The organism is Pseudomonas sp. BE134 (genome assembly GCF_031456105.1).
Taxonomy (GTDB): Bacteria; Pseudomonadota; Gammaproteobacteria; order Pseudomonadales; family Pseudomonadaceae; genus Aquipseudomonas.
The window spans coordinates 94983-121138 of record NZ_JAVDUA010000014.1 but is presented as its reverse complement, the minus strand read 5'-3'; the positions used below and the strand labels follow the sequence as shown (position 1 = coordinate 121138).

Here is a 26156-nt window from a genome sequence, read left to right as displayed (position 1 = left end):
CACCGTCGATAAACTCCTTCTCATGGTGTGCGCTGCAAGCCCGGCAATTGGGCAGCTTGCAATGCCAGGCCGTATGACGATCAGTCCTGAAGAGAACAATAATATGTGCGTAGAACATTCGGTCCTTGCCGAAGGTTCCGACGATAAACTCGTCGAACCAACCCAGCGTCCTGGTAAATCTTCCACCCAGAAGGAGGACGGATTATGGATCTCCAAATGACGGTGGCAGATTGGGTGCGCACAGTCATGACCGGCACCTGCGGGTTAGCGTTGTTGTCCCTGGTCTTCTGGTGGGATGAGTACGGGATACTTTTGCACCGCCTGAGCTAACTCGGCCAGCGACCTGCCTTGTTGACTGCAGGCCGGTCGCTGCCTTGGAAGGGGCACACGATTCCCAGCAGCCTGCGCCTTGCCTGGCCCGCTTTAAGGCCGACAACGCAGCGGGGAAACTAATTCAGAACGCCCCCTAGACCCTTGCTGGCGGCGCAAACCAGCGTCCCGCAATTCCAAGATTCATCGGTGTTTTCCTGAAAGTGGGAAGCTCAAAGAAAGGGGGTGCCTGTTCATGCCAGATCCACCGTTGCAGAACGGTTTGGCAATGGAACATCGATCCCCATAAAGCGCCGCACTCGTTCTCCTTCGGCATCGCAGCGTATGGTTTCAGGCGCGGCATCGAGTTGAATATTGCCGTTCTCCATGAAGATCACCCGGTCGGAAATCGACATGGCGAAGTCCATTTCGTGGGTCACGATCAGCATGGTCATGCCTTCCTTGGCCAGATCACGAATCACGTTCAGCACGTCGTTGACCAGTTCCGGGTCGAGGGCCGAAGTCGGCTCGTCGAACAGCATGATCTGCGGTTCCATCGCCAGGGCCCGCGCAATCGCCACGCGCTGTTGCTGCCCGCCGGACAGTTGATGCGGGTACTTGTGGGCATGGGCCAGCAGGCCGACCTTGTCCAGCAGCGCATAAGCGCGATGTTCACTCAGTTCGCCCGGCTGGCCGTGGTAACGCGGCGCCAGCGTGACGTTGTCGAGAATGGTGCGGTGGGGGAACAGGTTGAAGTTCTGGAACACCATGCCAATGTGGCGCACCCCTTTGCGCAAGCGCGAGCTATTGGGTTTGTCCGACGCTTCGATGAATTGTTCGCCGAACAACAGAATGTCGCCGGTATCGATGGTTTCCAGGCCGTTGACCGTGCGGATCAGCGAAGTTTTACCGGAACCGGAGGGGCCAATGATCGAGACCACCTGGCCGTATTCGACCTTCAGGTCGATCCCCAACAGCACTTTGTGCGTGCCATAACTCTTCTGGATGTTCTTCAGTTGCAGGATAGGCGTCAGGTTGTTGCCCGCTGCTTTGCGTGTGCTGTCGGGCAAGGCTTCGGCGCAGGCCTTGAGCTTGGCTACGGCGGGTGCGTCGAGCGTTTGCGGCTTGCGGAAGTTCAGGTCCAGGTAGCGCTCCAGGCGCTGCAGGAAAAAACCAAACACGGTGACGATCAACACGTAGTAGACGCCTACCGCCGCCAGGGTTTCCATGACCAGGAAGTTGGTGGCGTAGAGGCGCTGGCCGACCGTAAGAATTTCCGTGAGCGAGATCACCGAGACCAGCGAGGTCAGTTTGACCACCGTGATGTATTCATTGATCAACGTGGGCAGCGAAATACGGAAAGCCTGAGGGATCACGATCAAGCGCTGCATGCCGAACAGGCCGACACCCAACGCGCGCCCGGCTTCTTTCTGGCCCTTGGCCACGGAGATCAGACCGCCACGGTGGATTTCCGCCATGTACGCCGCTTCGGTGACCACCAGGGCCAGCAAACCGGAGTAGAAGGGGTTGGACAGGATCGGGCCGCTGCCGGGAAACAATTGCGGCAGGTTGTAGACGAAGACCACCAGCACCAGCAACGGGATGCTGCGGAAGAACCAAATGTAGACCGCTGCGGGAATGCGCAGCAAGGGTGACTGGGACAGCTTGGCCGTGGCCAGGAGAAACCCCAGCAGCATGCCGATGAACCAGGCCAGGGCACTGAGCTGGACCACCGTGACGCAGGCATTCCAGAAGTCTGGCAGGGAGAACAGGGAGAAGAAATACGACCAATCGAATTGCATAGGGCACCTCACTCTGCCGCCCCGATGCAGGGGCGGCAGATGACCAGACTACAAGGACACGTTCTTAGTTGGCAGTCGGTTCTTCCAAGGCGTATTTCTTGAGAATAGCGGCGTACTCACCACTCTTCTTGGTCTCCTCGAAGGCCTTTTGCACCGCCTGGAAGGTTTCTTCGTTACCTTTCTTGACGAAGATGCCCAGGGTTTGCTGATAGATCGGGTGATCGGTGGTGATCACTACCCGGCCGTTGGTCTTTTCCGCGATCAGTTTTGCGGCACCGGCGATTTCAACCTGGGCCTGAATGTTCTTGGACAGCAGGGCCTGGGTCACTTCGGGCGCCGAGGGATATTCGCTGACGGTGATGGCGCCTTTGTTGTTCGGCACGCAATATTCATCGGACAGCTTCCTGAATTCCTTGACCCAGGTCGTGCCCTGTTCCAGGCCCAGTTTCAAGCCACACAGGTCTTCAGGTTTTTTCGCATTGATCTCGCTGCCTTTGGGCACCATGACCGCGGCACCAGTGTTGGCATAGGCGATGGTCTGGGCTTGAGTCTGGCGCTCTGGCGTGATGTACATGCCGGAAATAACCGCGTCGTATTTGCCGGAGTTCAGGCCCAGGATCAAGCTCGGGAACTTGGTGTCGACGAACTCCACCTTGGCGTTCATGTGCCTGGCCAATGCGGCGGCCAGCTCGGGGTCCGAACCGACGACGTTTTTATCCTTGTCATAGGACTCGAAGGGAGGGTAGGTGATTTCCATGCCGACCTTGAGCGTGTCTGACGCGGCCATGCCCAACGAGGCACCGAGCATACCGGCTGCCAATATAGCCAAGCTCAACAGGTTCTTTTTATTGTTTTTCATTTCGTACTGACTCCGGCGTAGGTAAGGGGGTAGCTGAAAACTTCAATCAGGACGGTTGAGCCTGATTTTTCAAATGTCCGAAACTGGCGGGCTTGCGTGCCTTGCCTGGCAGTTGAACTTCCCCATTGGCCACCCTCGCGCGCAGATATTGATACGTCTGCAGTGCCTGGCCATACATGTGTTCGCCGATCGTGATTTCTTCGTAGACGTTGCCTGGCTGGGCGAACCCGGGCAGCGGTTTGATCTGGGTGTGGTAGTCGCAGGCATAAAACAATGGAAAGGAGTAACGCTCCTCGCGCACGCTGCGAACCCGGTGTGCAGTGGCAACGAATGCGCCTGCTGTCATCACTTCCAGCATGTCGCCGATGTTGACCACAAAGGCATCGGCAATCGGTGGGGCATCGATCCATTGCCCAAGATTGTTCATCACCTCAAGGCCTGGTTTGTCGGCCAGGAGGATGGTGAAGCACTCGTAATCAGTATGGGCTCCAAGCCCCGGTGCGTCATGGGCGGCACCGTCGAAGGGGTAGTGGATCAGGCGCAGCTTGGAGGGCGGACGGGTGACCAGGCTGTCGAAATAGTTTTCCTCCAGGCCCAGGGTCAGGGCAAAGCCGCCGAACAGGCGCCGGCCCAAGGCAAAGATCGCTTCATAGTAGGCCTGAACCGATGTCTTGAAATCCGCCAGCTGTGGCCAGTCATTAGGCCCCAGCAATGGAGTGTTGGCCAGCACCAGCGGGTCATCGGCCGGGACTTCGAAGCCGACGTCGAAGGCCTCCTTGTGGTCCGGCTTGCCTTTGGAATAGACCTCTTCGCCTTCAGGTACAAAGCCCTTGTGGGTTTGCGAAGTGCCGATGTAGTGCCGCATCTTGGTGTCGAGGGGCTGGTCGAAAAAGTCCTTGGCAGCCTTGCGCAGGTTGGCGATCAGCTGCGGGTCGATACCGTGATCGGTGATATAGAGGAACCCGACCTCGCTGGCAGCGCGCCCCAATTGTTCGGCCACGGCCAGGCGGTGTTCCAGCTCAAAGCTGAACAGACCGGCGATGTTGACCACCGGGATGCTGTTGAAATTGGCTTTATGTGTGTCAGTGCTGGCGCTGTTGTTTTTATTGTCAGGCATGACGCATCGGCTCCCTAAGGATTGCTTGAGTGGTGGAAACGGTCGAAGTGTTTGCGCTCGGTCTGGCCCATCCACACGTTCAATGACCACAGGTCAGCAACCGGTACATTGGTGAACGGCAAATGATGCAGGTAGCCGTCGGCGCCGAATTCCGGGGTCAGGGTGCTGACCTGGTAACCGCGGTCCTGCTGCGAGCGCCAAATGCTTTCCCAGTGCTGCTGATGGAAGGCCAGTTCTTTTGCATATTCGGGCGCCGCCGGGTGCGGAACCTGCGGGCCCTGGTCGTAACCGACCCGAGCCTGGATATGGTGAACCCGCTCGATGAAAGCGCTCAGGTCATCGGCCGGGTCGTTCAACAGGCGCTCGCAGGTCACGACCCAATGGCTGATGTCACTGGTGAACAACAGATCGGGTAGCTGGCGGATCAACTCCAGCGTCACCCACGGGTTGAACAGCGACCGCGAACGATGGGTTTCGAAACTGCAGACCTGGCCATGTTTGCGCGTCAGTTCCAGCGCTTGGCCAAAGAATTCCACTTGTTGTGGCAGGGACCAGCGATCATTGCCCGCCAGCACGTTGACGAAGCGCGGGCCGAGCTCGGCGGCCCAGGCGAGTTTCTGGTCAAGGTCAATGAGGTGAACGACAGGCGTTGCCGACTGGTCTGGCAACACGTCGTACGCGGTGAAGACTGTGCTGATATAGCCCAGGCGATTGGCCTGGAGGAAGGCGCCGAACTCAACGCGCTCACGGGCGTCCAGGGGCAGGCGTGCTTCCATGCCATCAAAGCCCGCTTGCAGCAGCTCCTCCAACGCTTGGGCCTTGCTCGCGGTGTAACCCCACAGCGTGCGGAATATTTCCAGCTTCATCGGTAATCCTCAATAAAATCCTGGCGCAACCTGATCCCCACCCAGCGATGCCGTGGCGGGTTCGCTGTGGTGCCGATGTTAGGCACAGGCTGAGGCGTGAAAGAATCTGAAAGTTCAAATGAATACTTCAGACTTTCATCAACGAATAGCTAGCTATTTATCTTGGGATGGCGGGAGCGTTTTATAGGCGAGGAGGCGCCTACGCTGACGATCAGCGAGCGGTGCCATTATTGTGAAATCATTGTGATACATCCAAACAACATCCAACGCCAGGGCGCTAAAGCCACGTATTCACCACCCGACGATCCAGTTCCTCCCAGTCCGCCATACCCAGCACTCGCATGGTGTTCAAACCGCGCAAATAACCGCGCAACTGATTGGCGGTGGCCTGCACAAGTGCCGAGTCGGATGTGTTTTCGCCCATCAGTACGGTTTCGTACTCGACCAGGTACTCGGCCACCCGGTCACGGAAATCGGGCAAAACGGCGTCACGGATCAGGTCAAAAGTTCTCAAGGGGAGATCCTCATCAATCTGTTCTGGTGGTGATTGAGTGTTTATCCACCTGCACGGCGCGCAACTATTGCTAGGCGTAATAGTGACCATTACGAAAGGCAGTTTCTACTTTATCGACAATAGTCGGAAAATCGCCGCCATTGATGAACCGGACCGTTTATTTTTTGGATGAAACGCATGCGCCCTTTATTCGTGCCTGCCATGGCATTTGCCTTAGTGTTGCTCGCCGGTTGTGCCTCTGCGCCGAACGACCCGACTCTGACCTTGCAGACCAGCAAGACGCCTGCCCAATACGCCGACTGTGTCGTGCCTAAATTGCAGGGCAGTGCGTTGAGCCCGACTGTCTCGCAAACCTCACGCAGCTACCGGATCGTGGTGCCGAGCAAAGTCTCGACGGACAACGTACTGGAAGCCTACAAGGCCGGGAAGGGTGGCAAGGTGTTCATCTACGAGCGCCAATTGCTGGCCTCGAACTTCCTGCCTTCGGCCTTTGAGCGCGCCGCACAGGAATGCATCTGACCCCGGCTCGCAAGCGCTTTTACTGAGCTCCTTTGGTTGGCCGCAACCAACCAATTTTTTGCCCCGCACCGCTTTCGGTTGCGGGGCTTTTTTTCTGCTGGCAGTTTGTCAATGATGTTTTCAGTAGTGCGGTCAAACCGGGTCGATGGGCTGTCGAAGACCCAATAATTTGCGCAGGATTCGCCCAAGCTCAGCCCGTAACATCTCACCGCTTCTCGTTTTCATCCTTAACGCTAAACATGTGCCGTGAACGATTGATTACTTGAAATGCATCCCTATGGGTTTCAATTTCAAAAGTAGATGGAGTATCCCATGCTGAATTCAGTATCGAATATGCGATCAGTAGTCCAGTTGTCAAATGCTGATGATGCTCTAAACATTGAAATGCCAGACGAGCACCTTGCAAAAAAACAGGCTTTCGCAAACTCCTGTGGTGCCGCCAGTCTGTTGTGTGTGGCGAAAGAGCTGGGTATAGAAAAAATTCCCGTCTTGGCCGGGTCTATGTCGGAGCAGGTAGGTTGCGATACCCTGGAGTTGGATAACCGTTGTGAAAGTGATATTTACACGATAACGAGCGGTAATGACACGCAAAGAAAACACTGCGGTAACTTGATGGACGCAGGCTATTCCATGCCGGATGGTATTGTTACGGCAGGGAGGTTGTTAGGTCTTGAAATGAAGGTCGTAGAGACTCCGACCATATTCTCAAAAGCCCTGAGCTGGTTCTATCCGGATGCGAAATCGAGGCTGTCTGGTATCGGATGTGCTGTAGTGAATGGGCCAAATGAGCTTGCGGCAGGTCAGGCAAGAATAGAAGCGATGGCGGTAACGCTTGTAGGTTTACCCGTTGGTTTGCATTGGGTCGTTCAAAGAAGTGACGGTAGTTACATGGATCCAGCAACAGGTAAAAATCATAAGGGTTTCTCTGAACTGAATGCCGGTGCCAAGCAAGCCGGGCACGGAGTGCTGGGGTATTGCCAAACCGGCATATCAATTATTGTTTCGAAAGCGCTTTGAATCTCTAGAGTTTCCTCGGAATTTTGCAGTACATGATTTAGTGACGCGATTTGCTCTCCAGAAGGATTGTAGTTTCGGTTGCTGAGGTAGTTGTGATCTTGACGTGCTATATGCTTGTTGCGATGCCCGCGGGCAAACTATGCTGCCACTATTGCCTTAGTGCAGAGATCCTGAGCCTCCACCCTTGGCGCGGAATCAGTGATGAGTGGTGGAAGCGACTGCACGGTTAGGTAATTGTTTTTTTCGAAGAACATCAAACTCTACGAGCTCTCTATAGAGTTCGTAGAAATCAGCACCGAGCTCTTGTCCCATCGCGGAAAAAACGGCACGTACTTCGTGGGTGTTGAGCGCCTTGTCAGGCGTATTCAACAGAATGTCCCATCTATAAATCTTCTGCCTCGGGCGCACGCAAGGCCTTACTGTAGTAGCCAGACTGGTCGAAACAGCAAACCTGCTTTTTGCCGGATGCGAGCATATCGCAGGCATCACCCATTCGTTTTGCGCGCGTCTTGAGTTGCTTGGCTGAAGTAATCCAGTGTATCCAGTCTACTCGTGCGATGGTCGTCGTACTGTTCCAGACTTTACGAGCCTCAGGAGTGGCTGCCAGTGCTTCCTGAAAATCTGCTGGGATGTCAGGCTCGGGTTCTTTCTTCACAGGGGTTAGTTCTAGTGTGACGATATCCCCAACGGCCGCGCCTGCGGCTTCGTGTAACGCTCTACTGACCTGCAGCCAATGGCTCAGCTGACCATCAGGCTCAAGGGTTGCCTGGAATGGGTGCCCATTGATCGTGCCTTCAACTGTCGTCCTTCCTCGCCTCGGAAGCTGTTCACTCACGTCTCTTGGCAGCACTACGAACGCCCACGACGTATCGTTACCAGGTTTTGCCGGACGAAGAAGCTTTGCTTCAAATCGGGATTTCACGTCGATTGTTGTCATTGCAACTCCTCCAGCTACTGAATGGACCGTCTCACCCGCTTGATCAAACCCGCTTCGCCATCAACAACACCGAAGCCGCCGCCGACAACAACCCCGCACAGCACCGATTGAAAATCCGCTTGCCACGCGGCTCGGCGAACCAGCGGCGAATGTGCAGCCCCATATAGGCGTATGCACTGATCGCGATCCACTCCAGCATCAAAAACAATGTACCGAGCAGCGCGAATTGTGGTGTCACCGCGCGGGTCGGGTCGACGAATTGGGGCAGGAATGCGGTGAAGATCAGGATCGCCTTGGGATTGCCGGCCGCCACCAAAAACTCCTGTCGCGCCAACGCCAGCACACCGACGGGTGCGCGGGTGTCAGCGCGCTCGGCGCCAGGATCAGCACGCCACAATTGCCAGGCGAGGTAAAACAGGTAAGCCGCGCCGACAACTTTGATCCCGTAGAACAACATTTCGGAGGTTTGCAGCACCACGGCCAATCCGGCGGAGGCGAGGGCGATCATGCCGGCAAATGCCAGTAACCGACCGATCCCGGCCACGCAGGAGGTGCGATAGCCGTAACGCGTCGAGTTGCTGACGGACAGCAGGTTATTCGGGCCGGGTGCCATGTTCAGGGCAAAGCACGCCGGGAGGAAAAGGGTGAGGGTGGCGAGGTCCATGGCGAGTCTCCGAAAGCGAGAGCGCCATTTTTATCATGGACGGTGTGCGGCTCGCCCGGTACAGCCATTAACGCAAGCCGCAGTACACTTTCATTTGGCGAACTTTCTCGCGCCCGCAACACAGAAAATTACGGCCACGGTGACCCCGAGCATGCCGATGCTGACCTGTTCGTGCAGCAACGTCGCCGCGAGTGCCAAGCCGAAAAACGGCTGTAACAACTGCAGCTGTCCCACCGCCGCGATCCCGCCTTGCGCCAGCCCGCGATACCAGAACACGAAGCCGATCAGCATGCTGAACAGCGACACATACCCCAGGCTCACCCAGGCCGGCACACTGATCCCGGAAAACGAAACGGGCATCCGCCACCAGGTCAACACGGCCATCAGCGGCAGCGACAGCACCAAGGCCCAGCAAATCACCTGCCAGCCGCCCAGTGTTCTGGAGAGTTTTGCGCCTTCGGCATACCCCAGGCCACACGCCAGAATCGCCAACAGCATCAGGACGTCGCCGATGGGGGACGTGCTCAACCCCTGAGAAACGGCGAAGCCAATCACCAGCAAACTCCCCAGCACCGAAAACAGCCAGAACGCCGGTCTTGGGCGCTCGCCACCGCGCAATACCCCGAAGACGGCGGTGGCAAGCGGCAGCAGGCCGACGAAGACGATGGAATGCGCGGAGGTCACGTATTGCAACGCCAGCGCCGTCAGCAACGGAAAGCCGACCACCACGCCCAAGGCCACGATGATCAACGACAGCAACTGGCTGCGCGCCGGGCGTCGTTGCTTGAACAGCCTCAGCATGCACAGCGCCAGTACACCGGCGATAGTGGCGCGGGCGACCGTCAGGAACACGGGGTTGAATTCGAGCACGGCCACCCGGGTGGCGGGCAGCGAGCCGCTGAAGATCAGCACGCCGATCAAGCCATTGATCAGTCCGCTTGCGTGTTTGTCCAGCGCCGGGCTTTTAAGCGTTGAGGCCCTTTCCATCGCCTGTCTCCGTATCGGGTTGTGTCAGGGCATCCTATGAGCCAGGATTAAGAACAATCAAAAAATTGTCATGGATACATCCCACAATGGCACGCTCCCGCTACAAGTCGCTGGTGGACACTTTTGCTGCCGATATTCACTCGGGGCGCTTGTTGCCCGGCACGCGCTTGCCGACGCACCGCCAGTTGGCCGTCAGCGAAGGTCTGGCGCTGGTCACCGCCAGCCGGGTGTATGCCGAGCTGGAAGCCATGGGCCTGGTCAGTGGTGAAACCGGACGCGGGACGTTTGTTCGCGAGACCTCGTTGCCGCCCAGTCATGGCATCGATCAGCCAGACGTCGCGGCGGGGGTGATCGATCTCAACTTCAACTATCCCTCGTTGCAGGGGCAAGGCGATCTGTTGCGCAATGCCTTGCGCCAACTGGCGTTGTCCGGCGACCTGGAGTCACACTTGCGCTATCAGCCCCATGCCGGGCGTGCGCATGAGCGCGCCTCCATTGCCCGCCATTTGCGTAGTCGTGGTCTGACGGTTGAAGCCGAGCAAGTGTTGATTGTCAGTGGCGCCCAGCATGGCCTGGCAGTGACGCTGATGGCGCTGCTGCGACCCGGTGACGTGATCGCGGCCGACGCATTGACCTATTCAGGTTTCAAAGTGCTGGCGGAATCGCTCCACCTTGAAATCGTCGCCATCCCCGTCACGGAGCAGGGGCCGGATCTGGAGGCGCTGGAAAAGCTGTGCCGCAGCCGGACCGTGCGTGCCGTCTACACCATACCGACCCTGCATAACCCGATGGGCTGGGTGATGCCCGCCGATCAACGCGAACAACTGGTATCGATAGCGCGCCAGCATGACCTGCACATCATTGAGGACGGGGCGTACGCGTTTCTCGCCGAGCAAGCGCCGCCGCCCCTCGCTGAGCTGGCCCCGGAACGCACCGTCTACGTGTCCGGCTTTTCCAAGAATGTCGCCACCGGTCTGCGCGTGGGTTTCATCGCAGCACCGGCGCAAAGGGTCGCCGCACTGGAGCGTTCGATCAGGGCGACCACCTGGAACACTCCGGGCGTCATGACAGCCATCGCTTGCGCCTGGCTCGACGATGGCACTGTTACCCGCCTCGAAGCGCAAAAGCGCGAAGACGCGCGAGCCCGGCAGAAGCTGGCGGATGAGGAGCTAAGCGGCCTTCGCGTCATCCGCCATCCATCGTCGTACTTTCTATGGCTGCCCCTGTCGGAAGACGCACGGGCAGACCAGATCGCCGTGGCCTTGATGCGTGAACAGATCTCGGTCTCCACCGCCGAGCCGTTTGCGGTATCGGTTCATGTTCCGCACGCCTTGCGGTTGGCGCTGGGCTCGGTGGACCTGGCCACGCTTCGCCACGCGTTGGTGAAAGTGAAGTGGGTAGTGGAGGCTTACACGTAAAAAGCGCTAGCGCCTTTGGCCGGCTGAACTACAATTCCCTCACTTTTTTGGAGGCCAGGCGGTCGTGGATGCATTGTCGTTTGTCTATGACTACCTGTCCCGATGGGTGATAACGCCAGTTACCCAGCAGTTTCTTGGCATTTTTGATTTGAATGGCCGTTTCGGCCTGTTGTTTCTGGCGACCTCCTACAGCGTTGCCTACGGGCTGTTCCGTTTCAGGAAATCTCGCGGGCTGACCAGCGCACCAACCTTCTGGCAATTCATCGGCGGCAAGCAGGTTTACCTGCATCAGTCGGCGTTGCTGGATTATCGCTACTACTTCGTCCGCGCCATTCTGAAAGTCATGCTGGTGCTGCCCATCGTCGGACTGGTGGACCCACACATCCTGCGCTCCGCCGACTACGTGAGCTTTTTCACCAACCTGTGGGGCGCGCGCACTCAAGTCGAGGAACACCTCGCGTTGTCGCTGCTCTATGGGCTCGGCGTGTTTCTGGTCAAGGATTTCGCCAACTATTGGGGCCATCGCGCCTTCCATACCCGCTGGCTGTGGGATTTCCACAAGGTCCACCATTCGGCCCCCGTGCTGGTCCCGGCGACCGCTAGCCGGCTGCACTTTGTGGAAAAAATCGTCGAAAAACTCACCAATACACTGTGCGTCGGTGTTTACGCCGGTGTCTTCTGGTACGCCTGTGGCGGCGAAATCAGCCGCTACACCCTGTTCGGCGTGACCTGGATGGTGCTGATCCTCAACGGGTTTGCCGCCAACCTGCGCCATACCCATGTGTGGTTGTCGTTTGGGCCCGTGGTCGAACATGTGCTCAACAGCCCCGCCCAGCACCAGATTCATCACAGCGACGCGCCGAAACACGTCAACAAGAACTTCGGCATCAACCTGTCGCTCTGGGACTGGATGTTCGGCACGCTCTACGTCACCACCTCCAAACCCGAGGCGCTGCGCTTTGGCACCGGCGAAGCGGATCACTCACGTTACCTGACGGTGTACAGCCTGATCGTGACGCCATTTGTGGACATCGCCCGCAAAATCCACCTGACAAAACCTGAGCAGAGCCTTGCCACCGAGGTAGTTGAACAGTCGAAGGACGTTCCACTTCGGTAACAGCACGCCCTCAAACACATCCATGACCTACGCTTGTTCATTAGACGCATGTTCAGTGAGCAGGGGTTGCTCCTGAGCGAGATTCAACCGGCACCTACAAAAACAAGATCAGGAGTCCACTCATGTTCGCTTTGTTCCGTCGTTTAAATTTCGCCGCTGCCGTGGCGATCACCGCTGCCGCGCTTTCAACCTCCGCCCTGGCGCTGGACTCGGTCAAGTTCATGGCCCCGGGCTCGGTCGGTGGTGGCTATGACCAGACTGCCCGCCAGTTGGGCAAAGCCATGATTGAGGCCAACGTTGCCAAGTCCGTCACCTTCGAAAACAAGGGTGGCGCGGGCGGTACGCTGGGGCTGGCGCAGTTTGCCAACAGCACCAAAGGGGATGTGAATGCGCTGCTGGTGGTGGGTGCGATCATGGTCGCGGGCATTGAGCAGAACAAGTCGCAAATCACCTTGAAGGACGTCACGCCGATTGCCCGGCTGTTCACCGAATACAACGTGATTGCTGTGCGCAAGGAATCCGAATTCAAAACCCTGGAGGACTTGTTAACCGCATTCAAGGCCAAGCCGACCAGCATCACCTGGGGCGGTGGCTCCAAAGGCTCGGTCGATCACATCGGCATCGCCGAGCTGGCCGGCAAAATGGATGTCCCGGTCAACAAGGTGAATTACGTCGCCTTCGGCGGTGGCGGTGAAGTGGTGGCTCAGGCGCTCGGCGGCCAGCTCAAAGTGATCACTGGCGGCTATGCCGAGCTGGGTCAATACATCAAGAGCGGCCAGTTCCGCGTCCTCGCCATCGGCGCGCCGGAGCGCGTTGCCGGTATCGATGCGCCGACCCTCAAAGAGAAAGGCTACGACGTGATCATTGGCAATTGGCGCGGTGTGTACGGCGCCGCAGGTCTGAGCCCCGAGCAGCGCCAGGAACTGACCGACGCCGTCGTCACTGCCACCAAAACCCAGGCCTGGCAAGACAACCTCAACACCAACGCGTGGTCGCCGAGCGTGTTGACCGGCGATGCATTCGGCAAGTTTGTCGACGAAGAACATGTGCGGCTGCGGGCGATGCTGGTCAACGTCGGGCTGCTTTGACATGTCCGGGATGCGCAAGATTGTGCCGCCACAGTTGGCCATCGGCCTTGGACTGATCGCCATCAGTGCCGTCCTGGCGGTCGGCGCCTGGCGGTTTCCGCCCGAGATGGGCTACGTCGTTTTGGCCGCCGATGTCTACCCCTACGGGCTGGCGGTGTTCCTGGGCGTCGTCGGGTTGCTGCTGAGTGTTCAAGCCTGCACCGGCGGCTTTCGCGAATTGGCGGACCACGACGACGTGTCTGCCAAAGCGCTGCCCGGTGGCAAATCCGGTGCGGCGTGGGTCACGGCGGGGCTGATGGGGGTGGCATTGCTGATTAACCTCATCGGCTTCGTCCTCTCCGCCGGGCTACTGTTTGCCTGTGCGGCACGTGGGTTTGGCAGTCGCCATCCGCTGCGGGACCTGGCCATCGGCATTGCCCTGACGTTGCCGATTTACTGGCTGTTCAACGCCGGGCTCGGCGTTTCCCTGCCGCCCCTTGTCAACGCCTGGATCTGAGCCGGGCCGAAGGAGATCAACCCGGTGGATATTCTCGCAAGCCTGGCGATGGGATTTTCCGCCGCACTGTCGCCGATCAATCTGATGTGGGGGTTTATCGGCTGTTTGCTCGGCACGGCGATTGGGGTGTTGCCCGGTATCGGACCGGCGCTGACCGTTGCGCTGTTGCTGCCCATCACCGCCAAGGTCGACCCCACTGGCGCGCTGATCATGTTCGCCGGCATCTACTACGGCGCGCAGTTTGGCGGCTCGACCACCTCTATTTTGCTCAACACGCCGGGGGAGTCATCCTCCATGGTCACGGCCCTGGAAGGTAACTTGATGGCCCGCAACGGCCGGGCCGGGCCGGCGCTCGCCACGGCGGCGATCGGTTCGTTCGTGGCCGGGACCATCGCCACGATTCTGCTGACCCTGTTTGCCCCCATCGTCGCCACGCTGGCGCTGAAATTCGGCCCGGCGGAATATTTCGCGATTCTGGTGCTGTCGTTCACCACCGTGTCGGCGGTGCTGGGCGCGTCGATGCTGCGCGGTTTCGCCTCGCTTGGGGTGGGCCTGGCCATCGGCCTGATCGGTCTCGACTCGACCTCGGGCATCGCCCGTTACACGCTGGGGGTGCCGGAATTGGTGGATGGCATCGAAGTGGTGCTGGTGGCGGTGGGCTTGTTTGCCGTGGGGGAGGCGCTGTACAGCTTGCTGTATCAAAAAGAAGAAAGCAGCGGGCGGCACCGCTTGACCTCATTGTGGATGACCCGCGCCGACTGGAAACGCTCGGTACCGGCCTGGCTGCGCGGCACGCTGATCGGTTTTCCGTTTGGTTCGATTCCTGCCGGTGGTGCCGAAATTCCGACGTTTCTGTCCTATTCCGCCGAACGCAAGCTGAGCAAGTTCCCGAAAGAGTTTGCGGGCAGCAAGGGCGAGGGCGCGATTGAGGGCGTCGCCGGCCCCGAGGCGGCCAACAATGCCAGCGCGACGGGGTCGTTGGTGCCGCTGCTGACGCTGGGCATTCCGACCTCCGCAACGGCGGCCATCCTGTTGGCCGCGTTCCAGAACTACAACCTGCAACCGGGCCCGATGTTATTCCAGACTTCGGGTGACCTGGTCTGGACCCTCGTTGCCTCGCTGTACATCGGCAATGTCATCCTGCTGGTGCTGAACCTGCCGTTGGTGGGCTTGTGGGTCAAGCTGCTGCAAATTCCACGGCCTTACTTGAACGCCGGCATTCTGGTGTTTGCCACCATTGGCGTGTACGGCATGCGCCACTCTTCGTTCGATCTGCTGCTGATGCTCGGCATTGGCTGGGGCGGAGTGCTGATGCGGCGTTTCGATTTCCCCGTGGCACCGGTGATCGTCGGTATGTTGCTGGGGCCGATGGCTGAAAAGCAACTGCGCAACGCCTTGTCCATCAGTCAGGGTGACTGGCTGATCTTCGTCACTGAGCCCATCGCTGCGTCGTTCCTCACGCTGACGCTTTTGGTGTTGATCGTTCCGCATTTGCTCCACGCTCGGGGCATCAAACTGCATGAGGATGATTAGGCAGTTTTCTTCAATACGCCGGAGCAGGACGCTCAGTAACTTGAGCGCTGACTTCCCTGAATTGAAGAAGGTGTGCGATGAGTCTGATGATCTCCATGGCGACGTTTGCGCTGGTGGCGTCCATAACGCCGGGGCCGGTGAATATTGTGGCGTTAAGTTCGGGCGCGCAGTTTGGCTTTCGTGCCAGTCAACGGCACGTTGCCGGGGCAACGCTGGGGTTCGTGCTGTTGCTGGTGCTGATGGGCCTGGGCCTGCATGAAGTATTGCGCGTGTGGCCGGCGCTGACGCGGGTGGTGCAACTGGCGGGTGTGGCGTTTTTGCTGTTCATGGCCTGGAAACTGGCGGCGGACGATGGTCGTCTCGATGCCAAGGCGTCGGGCCGGGCGCCGTCGATGCTCTATGGCGCGATCATGCAATGGCTCAACCCGAAAGCCTGGCTGGCCTGTGTGGCGGGGATGGGCGCCTTTGTCGCGGACGGCGAGGCGCGATTGGTCTGGCAGTTTGCAGCGGTGTATCTGGTGATCTGCTATCTGTCCGTCGGATGCTGGGCCTATGCCGGGACTTTTTTACGCGGCTACCTGGGCAACCCGGCGGGCATGCGCTTGTTCAATCGGACCATGGCGTTGCTGTTGGCGGGCAGTGCGGTTTATTTATTGTTGCCCTGATCAGCCACGATACTGCCCCGGCGTCGCTGCCAAATGTTGTTTAAACGCCCGTTGAAAATGCGCCTGATCAGCAAACCCCGCTTCCAGCGCCACATCGGCAATCAATTTGCCGTTGCGCAATTGGTCGCGGGCGAACTGGATGCGCCGATTGATCAAAAACGCGTGGGGTGTCATGCCGTAATGGTGCTTGAAGGCGCGGATCAGGTACGACGGCGACAACTGAGCGGCTTGGCAAATGTCTTCGAGCTTGAGCAGTTGCGTGCAGTTGTCGCGGATGTAGTCGGCCGCGCGTTCCAGCTTGAAATTGGGTTCGCGCAGAGGTTGGTCAACGGGGTTGAGCCGCTGTTGTACGTCAGTGAAAAACTCCACCGCCGCGCTGTGCTTGCACAGCACGTCCTGCACGGGATCGACGAGTATTTCGTACAACGCTTTCAGGCCGGTAAACAACTGGATATCACGGGTATGAGTGGTGGAAAAACGTCGAAATGCCAAGTCGTGGCTGAAGCCAAGCTGATGCTGCAAATCGGTCAGCCAGGGTGTCTCGACGTATAGCATCAGGTACGACCATGGCTGGTCATCGATCGGATTGCAGGCGTGAACATCGTCGGGGTTCATCAGCACCACGGTGCCCGCGCTGACCTGAAACGCCGACTGTTCATGCAGGTAAGTGCTGCACCCGGCAGTGATCGCACCGATGGAAAAGTGCTTGTGGGCATGCCGGGTGTAGCAGACGTCGCGACCGTCGGCGATGGAACGGGCCTCAATGAAGGGCAGGGCGTCATCACGCCAGAAGCGCGGAGCCTTGTCAGCGTTTTTGGCGGCGGCGTGCTTCATCGTCAGCGTCCTCGACAGGTCAGCCCTGGAGTGTATTAGCTCTCGCCGTCAAAGGCTCGTTGCAAGGTGGCGATGTCGAGCTTTTTCATTTGCATCATGGCGTGCATGGCGCGCTGGGACTTGGTCGTGTCCGGGTCTTTCAACATCTCCATGAACGGGATCGGGACGATTTGCCAGGACAACCCGTATTTGTCCTTGAGCCAGCCACATTGCTGGGCCTGGGGTTCGCCACCGGCGGAAAGCGTGCCCCAGTAATGGTCGATTTCCTCCTGTGTCTGGCAGTTGACCTGAAAGGAAACCGCTTCATTGAACTTGAAATGGGGGCCGCCATTGAGGCCGGTAAACGGTTGCCCGTCCAGCTCGAAGCTGATCGTCAGCACCAGGCCTTCTGGCATGCCGTGAACATCCTGGCCTGCCTTGCCGTAATGGGTGGTGCCGGTGATTTTTGAATGATCGAAGATCGAACAGTAATACTTCGCCGCCTCTTCGGCCTGAGTGTCGAACCAGAGGCAGGGAGTCAGTTTTTGCACGCGTTGCATGATGGCGCTCCTCTACGGGTTACTCATGCTGGACTATCAGCGTAGTCAGCCTGGGGTCGATCAGTTGGACCGTAGATCGATAACTTCATAAGAAATGTAGTCGGATTGACATATTTAAAGGTCGTATAGACTCTTTTCGAGTGTGGTCGATATGACCACGTAGCGCTCAAGGTATTGATTAAACAGGGGTAAATACCTGGCACGACACTTGATATATCCAACGTACAACTGACCCGCTTGAGGAGTACGGCAAAATGTTCGATTTTCTCAACAACCCACTGACCGTTCTGCACCTGTCGAGCAAAGTGCTTGGTGCTGGCCTAGCCATGCTGCTGGCCGGTATCTATGGCGCCTACCTGTACGGCGGTCACTTGTCGATCGTAGTGTTGGTAGCGATGCATGCAATGACCATCGTCGGGCCGACCCTCATCAAGATTGGCTACGTCATGCGCCTGCTGGCCCAATACCGGTTGGGTAAAGGCCTGACCCATGCGGTGGCTTGAGATGCGCAAACTGGCTGCGGTACCGGTATTCAGTCTCGGGTTTCGACCGTTCTTTTTCGCCGGCGCCGTGTTTGCGGCAGTTGCAGTGGCGATCTGGGCGCTTTGGTTGTATGGCCGCTTGCCCGGTGCGCAACCGGTGGGCGGCATGTTGAGCTGGCATCGGCACGAGATGCCGTTCGGGTTTGCCACGGCCATCATCGCCGGGTTTCTGTTGACGGCGGTGCCGAACTGGACCGGGCGCCCCGGCTTGAGCGGCTGGCCCTTGGTCGGGTTACTGCTGGTCTGGGTGCTGGCGCGATTGGCTTGGTTAATGCCGATCCCCGCACCGCTGATGATCGCTCTGCAGACACCTTTTTTGCCGTTGTTGGCCTGGATGTTGGGTCGGGATCTGGTGGCGGCCGGCAAGCGTGAGAACTATCCTGTTTTGTTGGTGGTGGCCCTGATAGCCGGCTGTCAGGCGCTGACGCTATGGGGGATCGCCACCGATGATGTCGGGCTGCAGCGCCGCGGTGTGCTGGCGGCCCTGTGGCTGGTGGCGGCGCTGATGACAGTGATTGGCGGGCGGGTCATCCCGTTTTTCATTCAGCGCGGTTTGAACCGTCCTGCCACGCCTGCGGCGCATCCGCTGCCCACTAAAATCCTGTTGGTGAGTTCATTGCTGGCGGCGGTGTCCTTCGCCAGTGGTTTCAACGACGTCCCGAGGTTGTGGTTGGCAGCGTTGTTTCTGCTGATGGGGGCGTTGCATCTGCTGCGTTTGTGGCGCTGGCATGATCGAGGCATCTGGCGGGTGCCGCTGTTGTGGTCGCTGTACCTCGCCTATGCCTGGTTGGTGATCGCTGCGCTGGCAATGGCGCTGTGGCATGCGGGGATGATGCCACAACAAAGTCTGGCCACCCATGCGCTGGCCGTGGGCGGTATTGGCGGGTTGATCCTGGCGATGATTGCTCGTGTCAGTCTCGGCCACACCGGGCGGCAGCTGCTGGCATCGAAAACCGTGGTGCTGGGGTTTGCCATGCTGGTCGTCGCTGGGGTGTGCCGGGTTTTGCTGGTCCCGTATTCCGGGGTCGGGCTGGGAATCTCGGCGCTGCTGTGGTGCGCGGCGTTCGGCCTGTTCCTGACGCGCTATACGGCGATCCTGTTCACGCCAAGGGTCTAGCGCTCCAGGCCGCCCTGTAGCAGCTGCCGAGCAGCGCGAGGCTGCGTCCGGCGACGAAGTCGTCGTGAAGTCAGACACTGCGGTGTGAAGATAAACCGCATTCTCAGGGCTTACGACGACTTCGTCGTCGGACGCAGCCTCGCGCTGCTCGGCAGCTGCTACAAGCCATCCGATTGGTCTTGAAGGGGTGACCGGTGGTCGATGAACCGGTCCCGCCCGGCATTTTGCGCTTAGCTGAAGGGAGAACCCCAAGGCGCGCACAGGCCGTTGGATGCCACTGCGATGCCCTTCAGAACACCGTGAGTCTGAGGTATTTCGCAATGCTGACCCTCAACATCAATGGCAAGGATCAGGAGCTCGATGTCCCGGCGGACATGCCACTGCTCTGGGTGCTACGCGATGTTGCGCACCTCACGGGCACCAAATTCGGCTGTGGCATGGCCCAGTGCGGTGCCTGCACCGTGCATGTCGATGGTGCGCCGTTGCGTTCCTGCGTCACGCCCGCTACAGCCGTGGCGCACGGACAGAAAATCCTCACCATCGAAGGCCTGTCTACCGACGGTACGCACCCGGTGCAGCAAGCCTGGGCCGAACTCGATGTGGTGCAGTGCGGTTACTGCCAATCCGGGCAAATCATGTCCGCCGCCGCGTTGCTGGCGAAGATTCCCCAACCCACCGACAGCGACATCGATCAGGCGCTCTCCGGCAACATCTGCCGCTGTGGCACCTACCCAAGAATTCGTGCGGCGGTCAAACGTGCCGCCCAGATCGGTTGACGTTGAGGGAGCCTGAAGCCATGAACAGCAACCCCCCGTTGTCGCGCCGTGGTTTTCTCAAGGGCAGCGCCCTGTTGGGCAGTGGTCTGGTGGTGGGGTTTGTCATCCCCGGTGCCCATCGCTTTGCCTTGGGCGCGGAGAATCAAGGCAACATTTTTGCGCCCAATGCCTTCCTGCGGATCGGCAACGACAACAGCGTCACGGTACTGCTCGGCCATTCGGAAATGGGCCAGGGCATCTGGACCGGCCTGACCATGTTGATCGCCGAAGAACTGGACGCCGACTGGTCGAAAATCCGCGTCGAACACTCGCCAGCCTCCGCTGCTTTGTATGGAATGGCCGGTTTTGGCGGGATGCAGATCACCGGCGGTTCGACCTCGACCTGGATGGAATTCGACCGCTACCGCCAGGCCGGGGCGGCCGCGCGCCTGATGTTGGTCGAAGCGGCAGCCAAGCGGTTTGATGTTGCACCTTCGCAGCTCCGCACCGAATCTGGCGTGGTCATCGCGGGCGACCAGCGCGCTACCTATGGCGAACTGGCCGATGACGCCGGCCAGTTGCCGGTGCCGGATCCGGCCTCGATCAAGTTCAAGGAGGCCAAGGACTGGAAGATCATCGGTAAACCCACCAAACGCCTGGACACGCCGCAGAAAATTACCGGCCAGGCAAAGTTCGGCATGGATGTGCAATTCGACGGTTTGATGACCGCCATGGTTGCCCGCCCGCCAGTGTTCGGTGGCAGCGTCAAATCCTTCGAAGGCGCCGCGGCACTGGCCGTGCCGGGCGTGCATAAAGTGGTGCAAGTGCCCTCGGGCGTTGCGGTGATTGCCGATCATTACTGGGCGGCGAAGCTGGGGCGCGATGCGCTGCAAATAGACTGGGACCTGGGGCCGAACACCGGCCTGGACAGTCGGAAACTGCTGGAGAGCTTCCGCAAACTCGCCACCACGCCAGGGATTTCGGCCAGTAAGGCGGGCGATGCAACGGCCGCACTGGCTAAAGCGGCGAAGAAGATCGACGTCGAATACAGCGTGCCGTACCTGGCCCATGCGCCGATGGAGCCGCTCAATTGCACGGTGAATATCAGCCAGGACAAATGCGAGATCTGGACGGGCACCCAGTTTCAGACGCTGGATCAAATGATCGCCGGAAAAATTACCGGGCTCAAACCCGAACAGGTAGAGATTCATACCGAGTTTCTCGGCGGCGGTTTTGGTCGCCGGGCCAATCCGACGTCCGATTTTGTCGCTGAAGCGGTGCAGGTCGCCAAGGTGGCGGGCGCACCGGTGAAAACCGTGTGGTCCCGTGAGGACGACATTCGCGGCGGTTACTACCGTTCGATGTTCCTGCATCAGGCGAATGTCGGGCTGGATGCCGACGGTATGCCGGTGGCCTGGAAGCATGTGCTGGTCGGGCAGTCGATTATGGCCGACACATCGCTGGAGGCGAGCATGGTCAAGGGGGGCGTCGACAAGACTTCGGTCGAAGGCGTCGCTGACAGCCCTTACCTCGAACACTTGGCCAATCACCAGGTGGAACTGCACTCACCGAAAACCGGCATCGCCGTATTGTGGCTGCGCTCGGTCGGGCACACCCACACGGCGTTTGTCATGGAGTCGTTGATCGATGAATTGGCCGAGGCGGCCGGCAAGGACCCGGTGGAATACCGGCGAACCTTGCTGAAAAACCATCCGCGACACTTGGGCGTGCTCAATCTGGCGGTCGAAAAAGCCAATTGGGGCGCCCCCTTGCCCGATGGTCACGCGGTAGGCGTGGCGGTACACGAGTCGTTCGGCAGCTACGTGGCGCAGGTCGCCGAAGTGTCCCAGGACAATCTTGAAATCCGCGTGCACCGGGTGGTGTGCGCCGTGGATTGCGGCATTGCGGTCAACCCACAGAGTATCGCCGCGCAGATGGAATCGGGCATCACCTTTGGCCTCAGTTTCGCCTTGCACAGCAAACTGACGTTGAAAGGCGGGCAGGTGGTGCAGTCCAACTTTCACGATTATCAAGTGCTTCGGCTGAACGAAATGCCGGTGGTCGAGGTGCATATCGTGCCCAGCAGCGACAAGCCCGGAGGCATCGGCGAGGTGGGCGTTCCACCCACTGCGCCAGCGGTCGCCAATGCTGTCTTCGCCCTGACCGGGCAGCGCTTGCGCGAGCTGCCGCTGCAACTGTCGGGGGTGTGAGATGAAACGACATCTGATGCTGGGGGCGGTGCTGTTGATCGGCCTGGCGGTCTACACCGAACACCTGTATGCGGACGACAAGGAGGCGATAAAGGCCTTCGATACGGTGCAGAAAGTCTTTCAAAGCCCGCGTTGCCAGAACTGCCATATTCCGGGCGATTCGCCGCTGCAATTCGATGCCGGGATTCCCCACGCGATGAACGTGGTGCGCGGGATGGACGGCAAAGGCGCGGCCGGTTTGCCGTGTACCACGTGTCACGCAGAGTCCAACCCGCCGGCCAGCTACGGGCTGCATACGCCCCCGGGGGCACCGCACTGGAGCCTGCCGCCCGCGGCGCACAAAATGGCCTGGATCGGTCTGCCAGCCGACAAGTTATGCGCAATGATCAAGGACCGCTCCAGCAATGGCGACCGTGATTTCGCCGCATTGATCAAGCATGTCAGCGAAGACAAGTTGGTGCTGTGGGGCTGGAATCCCGGTGAGGGCAGGGCGCCAGTGCCGGTGTCTCACGATGTCTTCGTCACGCAATTCAAGCTGTGGGCGGAGGCGGGAGGGCCCTGTCCGCTGGCGGGCAGTTGACCGGTGGTCCGTAACACGGAGTCAATGCGGGTATGACCGACTCTAAAGATCATACCCGCCAATGGAGTTAGCCATGTTAATCCCAGGCAAACCGGTCAAACCAGGTGCTGGTGGCGTTCCTTCACGTTCCCCGCAGGAAGAACGCGAATGGTTGCGTGACCTGTCGCGCAAGGCCGAGCAGGAACTGTCGGGCGTACAGATGGCGAGCATGGACGAGTTGACCCTGCTCCCCAACCGTCACGGGTTCGCCACGCTGGCCGAGCAAGGCCTGGACGCCTGCCAGAGGCTGGAGAAACCGGCCACGTTGTTGCTATTCAATCTTGATGATTTCAAACGCTTGCATTACCTGTACGGCAGTGCCGCGAGCGACAAAGCGCTGAAAATATTCGCCGACGTGCTGCGCATTGCCTTCCGCGAAAGCGATGTTATCGGCCGACTGGGCAGCGATAAATTTGTCGCGTTGCTCACGGGTTCAGGCACGGTCGAACTCGACGCGATCAAATCCCGGCTCGAAGAAATACTCGCCGAACGAAATGCCTCAGCCCATCGCGCCAACGACCTGCGCTTCAGTCTCGGCCAGATCGAATACGACCCCCTGAGTCACGGCTCGATCGAAGGGCTGCTGGCCGAGGCGGACGCGTTCACTTGGCAAACAACTGACTGATGTCTTTAAAGGCTTTGAATTCCAGTGCATTGCCGCACGGATCGAACAGGAACATCGTCGCTTGCTCGCCCACCAGCCCCTGAAAGCGAATACCCGGTTCGATCACGAACGACGAGCCCAGCGCGGTCAGACGCTGCGCCAGCGCCTCCCACTCACTCATGCTCAACACCACACCGAAGTGCGGAACAGGCACGTTGTGGCCGTCCACGGCATTGGTGTGCGCGGCTTCCTGAGAGGCATTTTTCGGCGCCAGGTGAATCACCAGTTGATGGCCGAAAAAGTTGAAATCGACCCAGTGGTCGCTGGAGCGACCCTCTTCAAGACCGAACACTTCGCCATAAAAATTCCGTGCGGCGGTCAGGTCATACACTGGAATCGCCAAGTGAAAAGGGGACAGTTGCATAGGGCGGGCCTCGGAGGGTGGTAGGTGTGAGGCTGAGTTTAGCGCTGTGCTTTTCGATTGTAAGAAGATTGAAGGCCCGACAGCTGAACTACTTACTCCTGTGGGAGCGTGCGCCCCGGAAGCGCAGGCATAAAAAAACCCGCCAGCAACGGCGGGTTTTTTTGGTCAGCTGAAAGATTACTCTTCCAGGCTGCCCATTGCAGTGGTGTTGAAACCACCGTCTACGTACATGATTTCGCCGCTGATACCGGACGCCAGGTCCGAGCACAGGAAGGCGCCGGCGTTGCCGACTTCGTCGATGGTGACGTTGCGACGCAGCGGGGTTTGCGCTTCGTTGGCAGCCAGCATTTTGCGGAAGTTCTTGATGCCGGAAGCGGCGAGGGTGCGGATCGGGCCAGCCGATACGCAGTTGACACGGGTGCCGTCCGGGCCCAGGGAGCCGGCCAGGTAACGCACGCCAGCTTCCAGCGAAGCCTTGGCCATGCCCATCACGTTGTAGTTCGGCATGGTGCGCTCGGCGCCCAGGTACGACAGGGTCAGCAGGCTGCCGTTGCGGCCTTTCATCATTTCGCGACCGGCTTTGGCCAGGGCCACGAAGCTATAGGCGCTGATGTCGTGAGCGATGCGGAAACCTTCACGGGTGGTGGCTTCGGTGAAGTCGCCGTCCAGTTGGTCGCCCGGGGCGAAGCCGACGGAGTGCACGATGCAATCCAGACCGTCCCACTTCTTGCTCAGTTCAACGAAGACCTTGGCGATTTCTTCATCGCTGGCCACGTCGCACGGAAAGCACAGTTCAGGGCTCGAACCCCAGCTCTGTGCGAACTCTTCGACACGACCCTTGAGTTTGTCGTTCTGATAAGTGAAGGCAAGCTCAGCGCCCTCGCGATGCATGGCGGCAGCGATGCCGGATGCGATGGACAGCTTGCTGGCGACACCGACGATCAGTACGCGCTTACCGGCGAGAAAACCCATGTGTTGCTCCTCTCTTTCAGGTTATTACGCAGTGGCTGGTGCCAGGAAAGCGGCTTCCAGCAACTGCTGTGTATACGGATGTTGGGGGGCGGCAAAGATACTTTGCGCGTCCCCCTGTTCGACCACTTGGCCCTGCTTGACCACCATCAGCTGGTGGCTCAGTGCTTTGACGACAGCCAGGTCATGGCTGATAAACAAATACGTCAGGTTGTACTTGGTTTGCAGTGAACGCAGCAGCTCCACCACTTGGCGTTGTACGGTGCGGTCGAGGGCCGAGGTCGGCTCGTCCAGCAAAATCAACGCCGGTTTTAGCACTAATGCCCGGGCAATGGCGATTCTCTGCCGTTGCCCGCCGGAAAATTCGTGGGGGTAGCGGTTCCGGGTTTCCGGGTCCAGACCTACCTCCTTGAGTGCCGCAATAATCGCTTGTTCCTGTTCCGCCTCGGTGCCCATCTTGTGGATCCGCAGGCCTTCGCCGACGATCTGGCTCACGCACATCCGTGGGCTCAGGCTGCCAAACGGGTCCTGAAACACCACCTGCATCTGCCGCCGCAACGGCCGAACCTCGTTCTGCGTCAGGCAGTCTAGCTGCTTGCCTTCAAAACGAATCGCACCCTTGCTGCCGATCAGCCGCAAAATCGCCAGACCGAGCGTCGATTTGCCGGAACCGCTTTCACCCACAATCCCCAGGGTCTGCCCCTGCGGCAGGCTGAAATTGATTCCGTCTACCGCTTTGATGTGGTCAACGGTCTTTTTCAGCAGGCCTTTCTTGATCGGGAACCAGACTTTCAGGTCTTCGACTTGCAGCAATGGCGGCCCGATAACATTGGTCGCCGGCTTGCCGCTGGGTTCCGCTGCCAGCAATTCCCGAGTGTACGGATGCTGCGGCGCGCGGAACAACTCTTCGCACGATGCCTGTTCGACGATGCAACCGCGCTGCATGACACATACGCGATGCGCAATTCTTCGCACAAGGTTCAAATCGTGGCTGATCAGCAGCAACGCCATGCCCAATCGGGCCTGTAATTGCTTGAGTAATTCGAGGATTTTCAGCTGAACGGTCACGTCCAGCGCCGTGGTCGGTTCGTCTGCGATCAGCAATTCCGGCTCATTGGCCAGGGCCATGGCGATCATGACCCGTTGGCGCTGGCCGCCGGACAATTCATGGGGTAGGGCTTTCAGGCGTTTTTCCGGCTCGGGAATACCGACCATCTCCAGCAGTTCCAGGGTGCGTTTGGTCGCCACTTTGCCGATCAGGCCTTTGTGGATGCCCAGCACTTCGTTGATCTGCTTTTCGATGGAGTGCAGCGGGTTGAGCGAGGTCATCGGCTCCTGGAAGATCATCGCGATCCGGTTGCCGCGGATGTGGCGCAGGGTCTTTTCATTCTGGGCCAGCAGGTTTTTCCCGGCGTACTCGATGGTGCCGGACGGATGCCGTGCGATCGGGTAGGGCAGCAGTCGCAGGATCGAGTGGGCGGTGACCGACTTGCCCGAACCGCTCTCACCGACCAGCGCCAGGGTTTCGCCACGGCGGATATCAAAGTTCACGCCTTCGACCACCCGTTGCACACGCTCGCCGACGCCAAACTCGACGGACAGGTCGCGCACTTCGATCAGATTGTCCGGATTCAT

Annotated in this window: 29 protein-coding genes; 15 read left to right on the top strand and 14 right to left on the bottom strand. The window is 59.1% G+C overall.

Annotation, left to right across the window (positions count from 1 at the left end):
* Positions 1-204: 204 nt before the first annotated feature.
* Positions 205-330, top strand: a complete 126-nt coding sequence (locus J2Y56_RS13880) for a hypothetical protein (protein WP_007944537.1) — start codon at positions 205-207, stop codon at positions 328-330.
* Between the two features lie 233 nt (positions 331-563).
* Here the strand turns inward: J2Y56_RS13880 and J2Y56_RS13875 are convergent, their stop codons facing one another.
* From J2Y56_RS13875 to J2Y56_RS13855, 5 genes are all read right to left on the bottom strand, one after another.
* Positions 564-2111 carry an amino acid ABC transporter permease/ATP-binding protein gene (locus J2Y56_RS13875; protein WP_310350723.1) on the bottom strand — a complete coding sequence of 516 codons (1548 nt, stop codon included), beginning with the start codon at positions 2109-2111 and terminating at the stop codon, positions 564-566.
* A 64-nt stretch (positions 2112-2175) separates the two neighbouring features.
* A complete protein-coding gene (locus tag J2Y56_RS13870) occupies positions 2176-2970 on the bottom strand; it encodes an ABC transporter substrate-binding protein (protein WP_310350721.1) in 795 nt (264 codons plus the stop codon).
* Positions 2971-3016: 46 nt separating this feature from the next.
* Positions 3017-4087, bottom strand: coding sequence for a 2-oxoglutarate and iron-dependent oxygenase domain-containing protein (locus J2Y56_RS13865; RefSeq protein ID WP_310350719.1), 1071 nt, complete (start codon positions 4085-4087; stop codon positions 3017-3019).
* A gap of 14 nt (positions 4088-4101) precedes the next feature.
* On the bottom strand, positions 4102-4953 hold the full coding sequence (locus tag J2Y56_RS13860; protein WP_310350717.1) for a TIM barrel protein: 852 nt from the start codon (positions 4951-4953) through the stop codon (positions 4102-4104).
* A gap of 277 nt (positions 4954-5230) precedes the next feature.
* Positions 5231-5467, bottom strand: a complete 237-nt coding sequence (locus J2Y56_RS13855) for a hypothetical protein (protein WP_007944542.1) — start codon at positions 5465-5467, stop codon at positions 5231-5233.
* A 177-nt stretch (positions 5468-5644) separates the two neighbouring features.
* On the opposite strand from J2Y56_RS13855, the gene J2Y56_RS13850 reads away from it, so the two are divergent.
* Together J2Y56_RS13850 and J2Y56_RS13845 are read left to right on the top strand one after the other, a co-directional pair.
* Complete coding sequence (locus J2Y56_RS13850) at positions 5645-5986, top strand: hypothetical protein (protein ID WP_310350715.1); 342 nt, start codon at positions 5645-5647, stop codon at positions 5984-5986.
* 312 nt (positions 5987-6298) lie between these two features.
* Positions 6299-7003, top strand: a complete 705-nt coding sequence (locus tag J2Y56_RS13845; protein WP_007944545.1) for a hypothetical protein — start codon at positions 6299-6301, stop codon at positions 7001-7003.
* 195 nt (positions 7004-7198) lie between these two features.
* Here the strand turns inward: J2Y56_RS13845 and J2Y56_RS13840 are convergent, their stop codons facing one another.
* The 4 genes from J2Y56_RS13840 to J2Y56_RS13825 form a co-directional block, all read right to left on the bottom strand.
* On the bottom strand, positions 7199-7372 hold the full coding sequence (locus tag J2Y56_RS13840) for a hypothetical protein (RefSeq protein WP_310350711.1): 174 nt from the start codon (positions 7370-7372) through the stop codon (positions 7199-7201).
* Between the two features lie 13 nt (positions 7373-7385).
* Positions 7386-7940, bottom strand: a complete 555-nt coding sequence (locus J2Y56_RS13835; RefSeq protein WP_310338093.1) for a YdeI/OmpD-associated family protein — start codon at positions 7938-7940, stop codon at positions 7386-7388.
* A 43-nt stretch (positions 7941-7983) separates the two neighbouring features.
* Complete coding sequence (locus tag J2Y56_RS13830; RefSeq protein WP_007944547.1) at positions 7984-8604, bottom strand: LysE family translocator; 621 nt, start codon at positions 8602-8604, stop codon at positions 7984-7986.
* A 90-nt stretch (positions 8605-8694) separates the two neighbouring features.
* On the bottom strand, positions 8695-9591 hold the full coding sequence (locus tag J2Y56_RS13825) for a DMT family transporter (RefSeq protein ID WP_310350708.1): 897 nt from the start codon (positions 9589-9591) through the stop codon (positions 8695-8697).
* Positions 9592-9677: 86 nt separating this feature from the next.
* Here J2Y56_RS13825 and J2Y56_RS13820 point away from each other — a divergent pair, with 86 nt between their 5' ends.
* The 6 genes from J2Y56_RS13820 (at position 9678) to J2Y56_RS13795 (ending at position 15908) form a co-directional block, all read left to right on the top strand.
* Positions 9678-11009 (top strand): PLP-dependent aminotransferase family protein, encoded by a 1332-nt coding sequence (locus J2Y56_RS13820; protein ID WP_310350706.1) that lies wholly within the window; start codon positions 9678-9680, stop codon positions 11007-11009.
* A gap of 64 nt (positions 11010-11073) precedes the next feature.
* On the top strand, positions 11074-12126 hold the full coding sequence (locus J2Y56_RS13815) for a sterol desaturase family protein (protein ID WP_310350703.1): 1053 nt from the start codon (positions 11074-11076) through the stop codon (positions 12124-12126).
* A 122-nt stretch (positions 12127-12248) separates the two neighbouring features.
* On the top strand, positions 12249-13214 hold the full coding sequence (locus tag J2Y56_RS13810) for a tripartite tricarboxylate transporter substrate-binding protein (RefSeq protein WP_310350701.1): 966 nt from the start codon (positions 12249-12251) through the stop codon (positions 13212-13214).
* Position 13215: 1 nt separating this feature from the next.
* Positions 13216-13710: a tripartite tricarboxylate transporter TctB family protein gene (locus J2Y56_RS13805; RefSeq protein WP_310350699.1), complete on the top strand. Its 495-nt coding sequence runs from the start codon at positions 13216-13218 to the stop codon at positions 13708-13710.
* A 24-nt stretch (positions 13711-13734) separates the two neighbouring features.
* Entirely contained in the window at positions 13735-15243 is a 1509-nt protein-coding gene (locus J2Y56_RS13800) for a tripartite tricarboxylate transporter permease (protein ID WP_007944555.1), read from the top strand.
* A 77-nt stretch (positions 15244-15320) separates the two neighbouring features.
* Complete coding sequence (locus tag J2Y56_RS13795) at positions 15321-15908, top strand: LysE family translocator (RefSeq protein ID WP_007944556.1); 588 nt, start codon at positions 15321-15323, stop codon at positions 15906-15908.
* On the opposite strand, the gene J2Y56_RS13790 is transcribed toward J2Y56_RS13795, so the two are convergent.
* Entirely contained in the window at positions 15909-16742 is an 834-nt protein-coding gene (locus J2Y56_RS13790) for an AraC family transcriptional regulator (RefSeq protein ID WP_007944557.1), read from the bottom strand.
* A gap of 35 nt (positions 16743-16777) precedes the next feature.
* Positions 16778-17281, bottom strand: a complete 504-nt coding sequence (locus J2Y56_RS13785; RefSeq protein WP_310338104.1) for a VOC family protein — start codon at positions 17279-17281, stop codon at positions 16778-16780.
* A 254-nt stretch (positions 17282-17535) separates the two neighbouring features.
* Between J2Y56_RS13785 and J2Y56_RS13780 the strand changes: the two genes are divergently transcribed.
* From J2Y56_RS13780 to J2Y56_RS13755, 6 genes are all read left to right on the top strand, one after another.
* Positions 17536-17784: a hypothetical protein gene (locus J2Y56_RS13780; protein WP_007944559.1), complete on the top strand. Its 249-nt coding sequence runs from the start codon at positions 17536-17538 to the stop codon at positions 17782-17784.
* Position 17785: 1 nt separating this feature from the next.
* Positions 17786-18940 (top strand): NnrS family protein, encoded by a 1155-nt coding sequence (locus tag J2Y56_RS13775; RefSeq protein WP_310338170.1) that lies wholly within the window; start codon positions 17786-17788, stop codon positions 18938-18940.
* 320 nt (positions 18941-19260) lie between these two features.
* Positions 19261-19716: a 2Fe-2S iron-sulfur cluster-binding protein gene (locus tag J2Y56_RS13770; protein ID WP_310350694.1), complete on the top strand. Its 456-nt coding sequence runs from the start codon at positions 19261-19263 to the stop codon at positions 19714-19716.
* 20 nt (positions 19717-19736) lie between these two features.
* Positions 19737-21905, top strand: a complete 2169-nt coding sequence (locus tag J2Y56_RS13765) for a xanthine dehydrogenase family protein molybdopterin-binding subunit (RefSeq protein ID WP_310350693.1) — start codon at positions 19737-19739, stop codon at positions 21903-21905.
* A gap of 1 nt (position 21906) precedes the next feature.
* Positions 21907-22485, top strand: a complete 579-nt coding sequence (locus J2Y56_RS13760) for a hypothetical protein (protein WP_310350691.1) — start codon at positions 21907-21909, stop codon at positions 22483-22485.
* A 73-nt stretch (positions 22486-22558) separates the two neighbouring features.
* Entirely contained in the window at positions 22559-23149 is a 591-nt protein-coding gene (locus J2Y56_RS13755; protein WP_310338108.1) for a GGDEF domain-containing protein, read from the top strand.
* Here the strand turns inward: J2Y56_RS13755 and J2Y56_RS13750 are convergent.
* The 3 genes from J2Y56_RS13750 to J2Y56_RS13740 form a co-directional block, all read right to left on the bottom strand.
* A complete protein-coding gene (locus J2Y56_RS13750) occupies positions 23127-23552 on the bottom strand; it encodes a VOC family protein (protein WP_007944571.1) in 426 nt (141 codons plus the stop codon). The two genes, J2Y56_RS13755 and J2Y56_RS13750, sit on opposite strands and share 23 nt — an antisense overlap.
* A gap of 177 nt (positions 23553-23729) precedes the next feature.
* A complete protein-coding gene (fabI, locus tag J2Y56_RS13745) occupies positions 23730-24524 on the bottom strand; it encodes an enoyl-ACP reductase FabI (RefSeq protein ID WP_007944572.1) in 795 nt (264 codons plus the stop codon).
* 24 nt (positions 24525-24548) lie between these two features.
* Entirely contained in the window at positions 24549-26156 is a 1608-nt protein-coding gene (locus J2Y56_RS13740) for an ABC transporter ATP-binding protein (RefSeq protein ID WP_007944573.1), read from the bottom strand.

Bases quoted from the DNA above. Each gene is read 5' to 3' on its own strand.
- J2Y56_RS13760 (WP_310350691.1), top strand. From the start codon at position 21,907: ATGAAACGACATCTGATGCTGGGGGCGGTGCTGTTGATCGGCCTGGCG.
- J2Y56_RS13865 (WP_310350719.1), bottom strand. From the start codon at position 4,087: ATGCCTGACAATAAAAACAACAGCGCCAGCACTGACACACATAAAGCC.
- J2Y56_RS13795 (WP_007944556.1), top strand. From the start codon at position 15,321: ATGAGTCTGATGATCTCCATGGCGACGTTTGCGCTGGTGGCGTCCATA.
- J2Y56_RS13770 (WP_310350694.1), top strand. From the start codon at position 19,261: ATGCTGACCCTCAACATCAATGGCAAGGATCAGGAGCTCGATGTCCCG.
- J2Y56_RS13775 (WP_310338170.1), top strand. From the start codon at position 17,786: ATGCGCAAACTGGCTGCGGTACCGGTATTCAGTCTCGGGTTTCGACCG.
- J2Y56_RS13740 (WP_007944573.1), bottom strand. From the start codon at position 26,156: ATGAATCCGGACAATCTGATCGAAGTGCGCGACCTGTCCGTCGAGTTT.
- J2Y56_RS13755 (WP_310338108.1), top strand. From the start codon at position 22,559: ATGTTAATCCCAGGCAAACCGGTCAAACCAGGTGCTGGTGGCGTTCCT.
- J2Y56_RS13820 (WP_310350706.1), top strand. From the start codon at position 9,678: ATGGCACGCTCCCGCTACAAGTCGCTGGTGGACACTTTTGCTGCCGAT.
- J2Y56_RS13870 (WP_310350721.1), bottom strand. From the start codon at position 2,970: ATGAAAAACAATAAAAAGAACCTGTTGAGCTTGGCTATATTGGCAGCC.
- J2Y56_RS13785 (WP_310338104.1), bottom strand. From the start codon at position 17,281: ATGCAACGCGTGCAAAAACTGACTCCCTGCCTCTGGTTCGACACTCAG.
- J2Y56_RS13750 (WP_007944571.1), bottom strand. From the start codon at position 23,552: ATGCAACTGTCCCCTTTTCACTTGGCGATTCCAGTGTATGACCTGACC.
- J2Y56_RS13880 (WP_007944537.1), top strand. From the start codon at position 205: ATGGATCTCCAAATGACGGTGGCAGATTGGGTGCGCACAGTCATGACC.
- J2Y56_RS13805 (WP_310350699.1), top strand. From the start codon at position 13,216: ATGTCCGGGATGCGCAAGATTGTGCCGCCACAGTTGGCCATCGGCCTT.
- J2Y56_RS13835 (WP_310338093.1), bottom strand. From the start codon at position 7,940: ATGACAACAATCGACGTGAAATCCCGATTTGAAGCAAAGCTTCTTCGT.
- J2Y56_RS13780 (WP_007944559.1), top strand. From the start codon at position 17,536: ATGTTCGATTTTCTCAACAACCCACTGACCGTTCTGCACCTGTCGAGC.
- J2Y56_RS13790 (WP_007944557.1), bottom strand. From the start codon at position 16,742: ATGAAGCACGCCGCCGCCAAAAACGCTGACAAGGCTCCGCGCTTCTGG.
- J2Y56_RS13810 (WP_310350701.1), top strand. From the start codon at position 12,249: ATGTTCGCTTTGTTCCGTCGTTTAAATTTCGCCGCTGCCGTGGCGATC.
- J2Y56_RS13850 (WP_310350715.1), top strand. From the start codon at position 5,645: ATGCGCCCTTTATTCGTGCCTGCCATGGCATTTGCCTTAGTGTTGCTC.
- J2Y56_RS13875 (WP_310350723.1), bottom strand. From the start codon at position 2,111: ATGCAATTCGATTGGTCGTATTTCTTCTCCCTGTTCTCCCTGCCAGAC.
- J2Y56_RS13765 (WP_310350693.1), top strand. From the start codon at position 19,737: ATGAACAGCAACCCCCCGTTGTCGCGCCGTGGTTTTCTCAAGGGCAGC.
- fabI (WP_007944572.1), bottom strand. From the start codon at position 24,524: ATGGGTTTTCTCGCCGGTAAGCGCGTACTGATCGTCGGTGTCGCCAGC.
- J2Y56_RS13860 (WP_310350717.1), bottom strand. From the start codon at position 4,953: ATGAAGCTGGAAATATTCCGCACGCTGTGGGGTTACACCGCGAGCAAG.
- J2Y56_RS13825 (WP_310350708.1), bottom strand. From the start codon at position 9,591: ATGGAAAGGGCCTCAACGCTTAAAAGCCCGGCGCTGGACAAACACGCA.
- J2Y56_RS13845 (WP_007944545.1), top strand. From the start codon at position 6,299: ATGCTGAATTCAGTATCGAATATGCGATCAGTAGTCCAGTTGTCAAAT.
- J2Y56_RS13830 (WP_007944547.1), bottom strand. From the start codon at position 8,604: ATGGACCTCGCCACCCTCACCCTTTTCCTCCCGGCGTGCTTTGCCCTG.